This window comes from Yersinia sp. SCPM-O-B-9106 (C-191) (genome assembly GCF_026183365.1).
GTDB lineage: Bacteria > Pseudomonadota > Gammaproteobacteria > Enterobacterales > Enterobacteriaceae > Yersinia > Yersinia rochesterensis.
Genome location: NZ_CP110791.1, coordinates 3,553,837 through 3,566,330 on the forward strand (window position 1 = coordinate 3,553,837; position 12,494 = coordinate 3,566,330).

Here is a 12,494-nt window from a genome sequence, read left to right on the forward strand (position 1 = left end):
CCGGGGGATTGTATATAAGATTATTGGCCAAAGTTTTTCCATGCAAGAGCATGTTTTTTTGACTCGACATGCAGATAAGCTTCGATTTCTTTCCAGACTGACTCATTTTCATCAGATGCTGTAACTAACGATTCAACAAGTCCAGTTGCAACCGCTGTTGCTAACTCATCATTATCAGACCTCATACCTGTTTCAATGTGCTGGAACAGGGCTGATTTCTCCGAGTGATTTAATGAAGCCAACTGGTTCACCAAGGCTTTACCCACTAGTGAAAACAACAAGATCGTCGGTGGAGGATCTGGCAACCAATACTCAACACATCTATTTACTTCATTCTTTATATGCTCTGACGCTTGAGTAAAAAAACTCAAGTAACCATCAATATAATTATCCATCATTACTTACCCTTAAGAGCATTTTGCATATCTTTCAGAACGTTTTCCGCCGCAGCTCTATCACTCGAAGAAGCTTGAGGGTTCTTATTTAACCAATCCTGAAGCGCTTTAGAATATGTTTGGGCTTTTTCAACGTGCCCCCTGCCACCGACTTTTTCGCCAGTAGCCAATTCGTAACGAACAGCATCAGCCGTACTTCCATTACCAACTTTGGCATTTGGTCGATATAAGTCATCAATTATGTTTTTAAGATTTCCATCTTTAACATTTGGTTTTTCCATTGATGCACGTAATGAGTCCACATATTCTTCATACTGCCCCCTACTTTTAGGGTCCGATGAAGAGTTACTATTTCGTCCTGCTTCCTCATCCTCTGGCCCATGCCCACCTGGTGTTCCAGACCCCGAACCACCCAGCTCTTTCTTCTGTTCATCAGTCAGATCCTTGCCGATATTCGGATTTGAGGATGCGCCGGGCGCGTATTTATCCTGAAGCGAACTAAGATACTTTCCGGTGATCTCGTCGTTGCCCATCATTTTCAGGGTAACAAGGTGCTCCAGTTCATCGGACGTCATCTTATCCGCAATATCTTTGATCGCGGCACCTGCTAACCCTGCGATACCTGCTTTTGCTCCGATCTCCAGCAGTTGATCTGCAACCTTGCTACGGCATGGGGCAGCGATGGCACAACCTTCCGCAACAACCTTCAGGAAGTTATTCTCTACAGCATTTTTACTAGCCTGCGCTCCAGCAACGGCACTACCCGTGCTATCGCCGACTAGGCCACCGGAGAGTCCTGCTGCCAGGGAGCTGAGGTTAACAATAACCTGCTTTTGTGCTTCGGTCAGGTCTTTGGTCTCGATATTTGGGTACAAGCTGTTTTTGATGTAGATGGCGGCCAGTTCGCCACTTAAAGCCCCGGCACCGCCCGCAGCGGCGCTGTTGCCTTGCAGATGAGAGAGCACTGCGCCCAGCACCGCATGTGCGCCAATGCGTGCCGCTTCATTATCTTCACCGGCGACATCTTTAATCATCTGTGCCAGATAGGGCGCTGATGCCCCCGCCAGTGCTTTGGTCATATCACCACCCGCCAACCCTTGCAGGGCGGCGGTGGCTGCTTGCGCGATCTTTTGGTAGGTGCCACCAATGCCATAATCTTTCATGGCATCTTTGTAGACTTGCGATGCTTCTATCTCTTTCGGTGTCGGCTTGAGATTACCGCTTTTTGCCAGTGCATCTTTCGCCGCGGTGGTGGCCTGTATCTGCCCCTGCGTGCTAATAACATCAAACACCTGTCCGCCAATCTCACCAATCAATTGCGCTTCTTTCAGGCGGTTTTGCTCTTTTTCTTTGTCAAATATCGGGGTGAGGGCGTTATTAGCATGTTCGACGTCACGACTCAGGTCATCGACATTTTGCTGCTGCTTGTCTTGATCGCGAATGGTGATGTTGCCGTCAGACACCGCCGCATGGGTGGTGCCTTGCGCGTTACCACCATTATTGGCCCCAACCAGCACCAGATTGCCCATGTTGCCGAGGAAGTTATCCGCCACGCTACCGCCGGTGCTGATACTGCCCCCCTGATGCTCGGTTTTGAACTCGGCTTTATTTTCAATATTGCTAAAGCCCAGTGTGCCGGTATCCAGTTTGTTCTTATCCGCCGTTGCCGTGGAGCCAATAACCGCACCGTTAAGCTGGGTGTGATCCCCTACGGTAATATCAAAGCCGCCTTTGCCCGCAAAGATGCCGGTCTGCTCTTGCACCGAATCAAAGTTGCTGTGCATTTTGTCCTGAGTGGCACTCAGATTGGCTGAACCGCCGCCGGTACCCATAATCACAGCACTGACACCGCCGCTGATACTCTGCTGTTTGGAATCGTAACGGTCACTGTCTTGCTGGCTTTGTAGGGTCAGATTGCGGCCGACATCCGCTTCGACTTTGTCACCACTGAGTTGTGCGCCCAGCAAGGTGGTATCGCGGCCACTGGTGAGAGACAAGGTGTTGCCACTGTCGAGGGTAGTTTCAGACCAGGAGGTGCCATTACCACTGTCATTACCTTTGGACTTATTGGCATTGGCAAAGATACTCAGCCCGCTTTCTTTACCCAAACTGATACTGGCCCCAATACTGCCACCACTGCTGCTGTTGCTGCCTTCGGTTTTTTGGGTATTGGCAGCACCGAGTAACAACAGGTCGCGATTGGCATCCAATGTAGTGTCGTGACCGGCTTTGAGCTGGCTCCCGCCAATAATGATATCGCCGCTGTTGGTACTCTGACCTTTGCCGGTGGCGGTGATATTGAGGTCATTACCCGCAGTCAGGGTTGAGCCGTTGACCGCCTGCTGTTCCTGATGTTGTTGCGAGGTTGATTTTTGTGAGCCTAACGACACGCTGACACCAAACAGGCTGCCGGTATCGCTATTGCCCTGCGCATGTGCCAGATCTATGGCCTGTTTAGCTGACACACCGATCAGAGCCGCTTTGGTACCTTTTAATGCTGCCAGACGGCCATTAGTCTCATCTTTGGCATCTTGTACCGTCGTCACCGCGGTGTTCAGCGCTGAGCCGACCGCGCCGGAAAGGGCGAGTGTCAAGCCACTGCTTTTTTGTTCATAAAGTTGATCGCTGCTGCGTTTGTCCTGACCCGGTTCAATGACGACACTATCCCCGGTGACATTCAGGTTTTGATTGGCCAGAATATCCGCGCCACCAATATGGGCAGTGCCGCCAGCGTTGATGGTGACATCGCCGCCCGTGCTACCAATGGTGCTGGCGCTTTGGCTTTGTGTCGTCCCGGAATCACGGCTTTGTTGGCGTGATGAGGTGCTGCCAATAGTGACCCCGATACCGCCGCCACTGAACATGCCGCTTTTTTTCTGTTCAGACAAGCGGTAACTGGATTGTTCTTCGGTGGCCGCCACAATATCCACATTGTTGCCCGCAGTCAGTGCGACATTATTGTCACCGACAACCGCAGAACCTTTCACCAGTAAGTCATTACCGGCAGATAATGAGACATTTTTACCACTGAGCAGCGAGCCTTGTTCCTGTGTGGCGTAATCTTCAGAGACCACGTGGGTGGTGGTCTTCGACAGCCTTTTCTTCTTAACGGTGGTTTCTTCAAAGAAGGAATAATCACTTTCTGTCGCCGTGGTCACATTAATGTCATGACCGGCTTTCAGAGCAATATCACCACTGGCCTGCGCCTGTGTGGCCTGTAAATTAATGTCATTACCGGCCAGAATGGTGGTATCCCCACCGCTGACGATTTCAGTCCCTTGCTGACGGATGGACTCATTAATTTGCTGTTTGCGATCACCGTGGCTTTCGCTGTAGGTGCTGCTTTGCTGGGCATTAAGATTGACGTCACGGCCAGCCTTGAGGGTGGTGTCGTTATCTGACACCAGCGCTGCTGCCTGGGAGTTGATATCACGCCCGGCATCCAATGTCAGATTATTGCCACTGGTTATCACTGAGCGGGTGGCATCAGTGGTGCGGTTTTCACTGTTATTGGTTTTTTGTTGACTCTTCTTCTCCGCTGTTTCCAGCGAAATATCACGCCCTGCGGACAGCCCGACATTCCCCTTCGCGGCCAGTTCACTGGCTGTCAGTGACACATCGTTGACTGCATTGAGTGTCAGATCGCCGCCAGCACTGATTTCACTGCCCAGGCTGTCGCGCTGCTCACTTTGTTGATAACCGTTTCGACGATTACTCTGTTCATTATTGCTGAGCGTGGTATTGGCTTTGATATCAATATCACCGCCCGCTTGCATATCCAGGTTACCACCAGCAGACACCTTGGCACCGGTGACTAAAATGTCTTTTCCTGCCTTCAGGCTGAGAGAGTCCCCAGCGCTGATAGTGGCGGTATCGCCAATTTCTGTGCGGGTTAATGACAAGGACTCGCTATTCCAGCGGCCATTACCGGCCGTCGTTGCTGTCCACTGTTGGCTGAGTGTTTGATTGATAATATTGCCATCAAGGCTCTCCAGTGCCACTCGCTGACCGGCGATGCTGGAGCCAATGTTACTGATATCACCGATAGCACTCAGTTGCAGGTCACCGCCGGACGTGATTTTCCCGCCTTGCAGGTTGCTGAGGGTGGTTTGGCTATTCACCGCCAACAATTGGTCGGCCTTGAGGGTACTTCCCGCGTTAATGACCTTGCCTGCCGCGAGATTAACCTGATTACCACTGATGACGCTGCCGTTTAGTGAGGCGCTATCCGCTTTCGCCAGATACAATTTGGGAGCTAAAACTGTCTGGCCGTTAACATTAATCTCTTCCCACCAGACAATACTTTTGTTCAGGGCAGCAACCTGTTCCGCTGTCAGGCTGACACCCAGTGTTAGCCCCAGCCCGCTTTGGGCTTGTGCCGCGTTGTCGATAAGGTATTGCATCTGGGCTAAATCAGACCCAAGGCCATTGAGGTAACGCTGACCAGTTTGGCTCAGGACCGCATTACTGATATAGCGGGTGTCGAAAGCCGCATCGCCGAGGAAGCGATAGTCATAATCGGGTTTCAGGTTTAAGCGATCGAGGAAATAGGCTGAGCCGAGGAACTGTTTTTGGTCAGTAAACTGGCTGTTATTTTCCTGTGGTGCGGCTCCCGGCTGCTGGCCCAGCATGGCGTACAAACCATCAAACAAACTGTTATCGAGTTGCCCCAATTCATTCAGTTTGGGATTGGTGGTGATTAGATACGGGCTGCTTGGGTCAGGGGCCAGCACAAAGTGGCCATTGTTGCTATTCGGCAACGGATAATCCGCCAACTCCGTGGCATTGTTGCCCAAGGAACCTAGCGCGTTCTGCAAGTTATCTTTCCAGACTGGTGTCCCTACGGTGATATCTTGATCATCCGTCAGGTCTTGTGTCTGAGCCGTGTCGATATTTTCCAGTTGTGATATTAAATCCAACTTAGGGGCTGCCAGCGTATGGCTAACACCGCCCGCATTTGGCGTGGCTGTGGTGTTACTGATATCGCCAGTGAAATGAGCATTAACTGCGCCACCTGCTTGAATGACGGAGCGATAGAGCTGACTGTCTTCACTGCGTTCAGTACGAATATCCCCATCAGCGGCGTAGGTAACAGATTGGTCCTCGATTTGCCCCAATGCATAGATATTAAGGGGCTGTAATTTGGACACTTCATACCAGTATCTGGATTCAGGGAGTTCCCCTGTGCGGTAGGTTTGATAACGTGTTTCTGTCCCCGCCAACCAGGACTGATTATTCAGCGTATTACCCGTAAGAGAGATATCACCATTAGAGAGGATATCGCTGGCGAGGTTATCGAGTGTTTGAGCGGTTACGACCAGATCTTTACCGGAAGCGATGCGTCCAGCAGCTCCCTTGCTGGTGACTGAAAGGGTCGAAACAGATAATGCCAGTTCTCGTGTTTTTTCAAAGGGGGCGGCATAGGTATATATATGACTCACTTGATTGGCATCATCCCCGGCTTCTTGCCGGGTGATTTTTATCGTGTAGTAACCCACCTCGCCTTCTTCGAAGAAACTCAGTGGCACTTTTACTATTGCACCATTTAACCAAGGGTATTCATTAGTCAGATCCTTGTCAGTGCGGGTCACACTCAATCCATCACGCTGATTCAGCAAATGGTTGGTGTTGATGGTGATATCACCGTGCCCCGTCTCAATGGTGCCGGAGGTGTTAATAACCTCGCTGTTGGCACTGCCGGTGGTATCTTTCTGCATCCACAGACTGTTGTCCGCTAAAATATCGCCGTAGTGGTTGGTTATCTGGTCGGCCAGCAGTTGCATATTGCCACCGCTGTACAACATGCCGCTGTTAAACAATTGACTGGCGGCGTTTAATAGCAGGTCGCCTGCGGTACCAATAAAGCCGTTGTTGCTGATAGTGCTACTACTCAGCAGCTGTATGCGGCCTCCAGCTTGTAGACTGGCCGTATCATTTTGTGTGATACCCATGGCCTCAATACGGACATCGCCGTTACCACCGCGCAATGTTCCGCTGTGAGTAAACAGGCCCAGACTATGGACAGACAGGCTTTGACCCTGTGTAGTGCCCGTGAGAGTGATATCCCCGCGACTGGACAGGTTGAGCATTTTGCCTGCGGCCAGTGTGCCATGCTGTGTGAGGGCATCATTGAGGGTCAGGGAAAGATTGCCCAAGGCCACCAATTGCCCAAACAGGCTAAACCCGCCACTGACGACAGTCAGGTCGCCTGCGCTGAAGAACTTGGCATCCTGTTTATTATCAATCTGTTGCGCCTGTACTCCCATCTGGCGAGTGGCCAGCAGGGTGCCTGCATTATTCAGGCTGCCAGTCTTCAGTTGCAGGTTGTCGCCCTGTACTGTTCCTCGATTGTTGAAAATATCGAGTGTCAGCCGGTTATCGCCCGCCGCTATCAGCGTGCCGGAATTATCCAGTTGCGTGCCGCTAAAGGTGATGTTGTTTGCTTGCAGCCAACCGCTGTTGTTGAGGGCGAGAGCGCCAATATCTACATCTCCCCCGACAACAATTTTGCCTGTGTTAAGCATCGGCGTCGTCAACACGAATGTGCTGGCTCCCGTGCTCTGAATGTTACCCGCGTTATCTAACCCTGCAGCATTCAGCTTCAACCCGTTTTGGCTGCGGAGATCGCCGCTGGCAAGGTTATGGAACACGCCACTCAGTTGGGCACTGAATACATCCTGGCCTTGCATCACCCCTGTATTGGTCATGTCTGCCGCGTGTAGCGCCAGAGAATGGGCCTGTATACGCCCCTGATTATCGACTTGGGTGGCATTCAGGGTTAGTAAGCCATTGCTTAGCATCTCACCGCTTTTTTGTTGGGTGATGTCGCGACTTATTTCAGACTTAAGCTGATTAACCCCGGCGATGACACCACTGTTGAGCAGCGAATCGCCTTTCAGGAGCAGCGAAGCCGCCTGCCAGTTGCCGTGGTTAGCCAACGCCAGCGCGTTAATCGTTGCTTCACCGAGGGTGACTATTTGACTACCTACACCGCTGTTAACATGACCGGTGAGATCGAGTTGGATGCGGTTATTCGCCTGTAAAGTCCCGGTGTTATCCAGCTGGCGTGCCGCCAGAATAATCTGCTCGCCTTGCCACGTCCCGGCATTGCTAACAGCCGCTGCATTCACCTTCAGATCACCGCCGCTCAGTAACTTACCGCCGGTGGCATTGTTCAAGTCCTGTTGCAATTGCAACACCAGACGCTCGACACCAATCAGATGACCACTGTTGGTTAACTGCTCAGCATTTAACTGTGTAGTGGTGCCTTGCGCTTCACCCTGATTGATAAATTGCTGTGCATTGAGGTTGAGCAGGTTCTCACTGAGTATTTTCCCATTATTGGTCAATGACTTCGTATTTAGCGTGAGAGGGCCCTGACTCAGTAGTTGCCCGTGGTTAGTGAGGCTTTGTGTGGCTTTGGCCGTGAGTTGGTCAATACCTAATGCACTGCCGGTGTTATCCCAGGTTTGTGTTTCAATATTCAGGCGGTTGGCTTGCAGTTTACCGGCATTGTTCAGTTGCCCACTTTGCAACGTCAGGGCTTCCCCTGCCAGCAAACTTCCGGTATCTCTATTGGTTAATGTTTGTGCATCAATAATGGCATTGACGTCGGCCTGCACTAGCCCCCTGTTATCCAGATTGTGGGTTTTCAATGCCAATGCGTTTGCTGCCAAGGTGCCGCTGTTGCTCAATGAGGGAACTTCCAGCGTTAATCCCTGACTTGCCATCAGTGAGCCGCTGTTGCCCAGACTACGGGTAAAGGCCAATTCGAGCTGCGGAGCGCCAACCCGTCCACTGTTGACCAATTGCTCACCACGCAGCGTCAATTGTTGTCCTGCTTGCAAGGTTCCGTGCTGATTGAGCTGATTAACCGTCAGCATCAAATCGTGGTCAGCCTGCATACGCCCTTGCTGGGTAAGGCTGTCACTACGCCAATCAATATTACGTGCGACTATATCCGCCCGGTTTTCAGTGGTGCCAGAGACAAGATTCAGGTCACCTAACGTAGTAAAAATACCGGCAAGCTGGGCATTCTTCTCAGTATTCAATGTAATGCTATCTTTGGCCTGAATTTGCGCACGGTTACCGGTGGTGAGCTGTTCCCCCGCCACAGTCAGGATGTGATCGCCGGACAGCAATCCGCTCAGCATTAGCTCACCCCCTTGCAGGTGAATATTGCCGGAACTGAGTAGCACCGAGCCTTCAGCGGTAGTCAGGTTGCTGTTGATAGCGAGACCCTGTTTCCCAGTCGCCCGTCCCGCCAGCAGGAACTCACCTGCTCGCACGTTCAGTGGTCCTTCGGCGTACAGCGACCCATCGACATTCAAGGTATCGCGCACCGTCAGGGCTAACTGCTGCTCTGAGCCAATCAGACCGCGGTTATTCACCGTATCGGCATTCAATGTCAATGTGCCTGCCGATTGCAGTTGGCCATTATTGTCGAGTTGTCCGACGTTCAGATTTTGAGAGCCCTGAGCTTGCATCCGCCCGCTATTACTGAGGCTTTGCGCCGTTATTTGGCTGTGGCGATTGGCTGCAAGTTGCCCACCGTTATCCAGTATGGCGGTCTGTAGTGTAAGGTCCTGCCCGGCGGTAAGCTGCCCCTGCCAATTCGCATTACCACTGAAAGTGAGATGAATATCGCCCTGTGCATTGAACAGGCTATTGCGAGTACTTTGCAGGTCAGTACCTTGCAGAGTGGCATCACCGCCAGAGCTGGTTTTACCTGCCAAATTCAGGGTGCCACCTTGTAAGGTCACACCATCCAGACCCATTAGCGTGGAACCGTCATCCAGAATTAGGTTGTTCTGCGCTGTCGCAAGCACGGTTCCAGCCCCGAGCTGGCTATTCAACCACTGTTGCTCGGTGCCTTTCAGTGTCAGCGTTTGTCCGCCGACCAATTTGCCTTGAACGTCGCTACCTGCTTGTACCGTGCTGTTGGCTGCACGCAACTTGCCCGCAGAATCCAGAGTGACTGCTTTGGCCGCACTGAGCGTGGATTGCTCCAGTGCCAAATCGCCGCCTTTGAGTGCGAGTCGCTGGTCCGAATTGAGCGAAGCGTTGTTCACCGACAGCTTGCCTTGGCTACTCAACACCATATCCTGCCCGGATTTATGGCTGCCACCCAGAGTCATTTCGGTCGCGCTGACATTCAGGCTGCCCTGTGCCAGCGAATTATTGAGGGTCAGCTTGCCGCTGCTATCCAGTTGGATATCCCCCTGACGGGCATTGAGGTTACCGAGGTTAACACCCACCCCTTTCTCACTGGACACCAGACGGATGCGATTCGCATACATCCCGCCCAATGCGCCGGTATCGACCGCCACTTTGGGCACATCACCTTTACCTTGCAACGCGCTGACATTACCGGCCGCATCCACCCGGTTGCTACCGGCAATCAGAGTGAGGTCTTGTGCATAAAGTTGGGCGTTAATCTCAGTGGCACGGCTGATAATTGACAGTGCACCGCTTTTGCTGGCATCGAGGCCTTTGCCCTGAATGGAGATGGCCCCTTGGGTGACTTCTAACACCTGCAATTTACCGTTGGTATCCATCATTGGCTTGCCGGTGGTCAATGTCACATTCGGGGTATTAATAAATCCGCAACCATCGCAGGTGATACCGTAAGGGTTTGCCACCATGACACTGGCTTGCTTACCGGCTACTTCCAGATAGCCTTGCAACTGTGAACGGTTAGCACCCACCACTTCATTGATAATGGCTTTGGCTTCGTGACCTGTTTGCAAATTAGGGTTGTTTTGAATCAATCCACCCAGTTGAGATTGCGTCAACTGACCAGTAGCATTATTGAGGATCAGTCCCTCTTTACCCACATTGAAGTCGTTATATTGGTTGTGGGAAATTCCGGACTGATTAGGTGTCGCGATGTTCACCACCGGCACACCATTACCGGCTTTATCTAGCTGTGTATTGCCCCCGGCAACACTCACCTCCGCCGCCAGTGCGGGCATAACCGGTTGCAACACCAACAGGGCGCACAGGGTATAGCTCAGCAATTGATGATGAGTTTTGATGGTTGACTCGTTATTATTATTCATCCCTGATAACCCTATATATACAAACAGTTAAATAACGAAATTGATGCGGTAGTAAACAGAAACACGATCTGGCTCCAGCCAGTCGGGATAGGCTAATGGCCAGCCGATAGTAAACTGGCTACTGAAATAGCGATGACGATTACCTAACCCGATAGCGCTGCCCCATAACTTGCCCGAAGCATAACTGTCAGCGGTGTCATGGCGCAGATAGCCCCCGTCAATGGCTGCCAGTGCAGTGATATTGCCCAGTAACGGCAGAGTGGCCAGTGACCAGTTCACTTCGTTACGCCAATAACCGCCTTTATCGCCAGACAGATACTGCTCTTTAAAGCCGCGCACTGAGGTTTCACCGCCAATAGTCAGTCTTTCGCTGCCGTATAAATTATCCGGCGTCCATTGCCCATAGAAACTAGTGAGCCAGCTCCAGTCCTGCGCCAGAGGCAGGTAATAACTGCCAGACAATGTCCACTTATTGAATTCGGCTTTGGGTGCGCTGCTATTTTTGCCATTATCATCCTCGGCCCCCAGCCAGGGGACACCGCGACTGTAAGCGGGGTTCAAGGTGCTATAGCCACCCCAGAGTTTCTGGCTATGATTAACCCCCAATACGACGCTAGATAATTTACGGCTGCTGCTTTGCAAAAAACTGTCATTGAGATAATTGCGATTAAGGCGATGAGTGAGGCCAAGCGACAGGCCAGTCTTCATATCACTGTCCCGGTACACCACACGCGAAATGGCGAAACGGTGCGTCTGGCTATCGCCACTGGAGAGCCAATCAAAGCCACGGTTAGTCACGGTAGAGAGGTAATCACTGTATGAATAATTGTAATCTGCCAGCCAGTAACCATAGGGGACGCTAACTCCAGTCTGCACACTGCGGGCATTATGGCTGCTGGCAAAATCACTGCTACGCGAACCGGAAACAAACCACTGATCAGCTAAGCCAAGCAGATTATTAGCCGTCAGTGAGCCATTAATCTGGCCAGTCCCGGTACTCTTTTGCCCACTATTATCAAAACCGACACCAATATTCAGAGGGAATTCAGGTGCCGCGGTGAGATTGACGATGGAATAACCCGCTTCGGTGCCTGGCAATATTTCAATTTGCACCGGAGTTTGGCGTAAACGGTTAATTTGCTCCATGCCCTGTTCAATATCGCGCAGATTAAGAATTTTCCCCTCAAGTCCTGGGAATGCCATTTTTAATTGACGCGAAGTTTTGCCGTCTAACTCTATTTTTTGCAGTTTACCTTCCAGCACAGCCATTTTCAGGGTGCCTTGTGATAAATCCTGTTCAATAAGAAATACCCGACTGGTAATATAACCACGCGAAAGATACCAATCAGATATTTCTTGTATTAACGTCTGAATCTGATTTAAGCCCAGACATTTATTCAGATAAGGCTGAAGTAATTTTTGTTTATCTCTAGCCGGTAAATGATCAGCGCCTTGCAGTCGAATAGTATTAATCACAAAACAGGCCCCAGTCGTTGCAGTGAGCGGCTTTGGCGCAACAAGCTCGGGGCTTAAACTACGTTGTAATTCCTGACGCTGGCGCTGGTTTTGTTCCAAAATATCGCGCTGCTGCTGCTGAATAGTATCTCTATCAGCAGGGCTCAGCATATTTGCACCAACAGTAAATGATAATGACAGATACAGCCAAGCTGCTGCTATCTGTAAATATTTAGACATGGTATCCATTCCGGTTTTTATTGGATTTATTATTTCGGCGTATTATATCGATTAGCGGAACGACTGCAATTAATGAGATTAAATGCTAAAGGAAGCCTCTTTGTGTAACGATATGATGTGGAAGAAGTAACATTAAATATCAGAGGATTCTCAAATATTATAATTCAATGAATTAAATTGATTTATAAGTGGATTAATCTGGATTATCACACCAAGGTGAAATGTTAGTCTTAAAATATGCATTTATTCGAATTTTTACTCCAATAGGCTGTGGTGGCTATTTCACCTGCGCACAGTGAGACCCACAACGCGTTTGGGCTGAATTTTCATAATACAATAAGGA

At 50.7% G+C, this 12,494-nt stretch carries 3 protein-coding genes; all 3 read right to left on the reverse strand.

Annotated elements, in window-relative coordinates; genetic code table 11:
• Nucleotides 1–20: 20 nt before the first annotated feature.
• From OP863_RS16285 to OP863_RS16295, 3 genes are read right to left on the reverse strand one after another with little or no spacing between them, the layout of a single operon-like run.
• Entirely contained in the window at nucleotides 21–398 is a 378-nt protein-coding gene (locus OP863_RS16285; protein ID WP_265525576.1) for a hypothetical protein, read from the reverse strand.
• A complete protein-coding gene (locus OP863_RS16290) occupies nucleotides 398–10,456 on the reverse strand; it encodes a hemagglutinin repeat-containing protein (RefSeq protein WP_265525577.1) in 10,059 nt (3,352 codons plus the stop codon). Before OP863_RS16290 ends, OP863_RS16285 begins: the two co-directional genes overlap by 1 nt.
• Before the next feature lie 27 nt (nucleotides 10,457–10,483).
• Entirely contained in the window at nucleotides 10,484–12,151 is a 1,668-nt protein-coding gene (locus OP863_RS16295) for a ShlB/FhaC/HecB family hemolysin secretion/activation protein (protein ID WP_416222816.1), read from the reverse strand.
• Nucleotides 12,152–12,494 lie beyond the last annotated feature (343 nt).

Bases quoted from the DNA above. Each gene is read 5' to 3' on its own strand.
- OP863_RS16290 (WP_265525577.1), bottom strand. From the start codon at position 10,456: ATGAATAATAATAACGAGTCAACCATCAAAACTCATCATCAATTGCTG.
- OP863_RS16295 (WP_416222816.1), bottom strand. From the start codon at position 12,151: ATGTCTAAATATTTACAGATAGCAGCAGCTTGGCTGTATCTGTCATTA.
- OP863_RS16285 (WP_265525576.1), bottom strand. From the start codon at position 398: ATGATGGATAATTATATTGATGGTTACTTGAGTTTTTTTACTCAAGCG.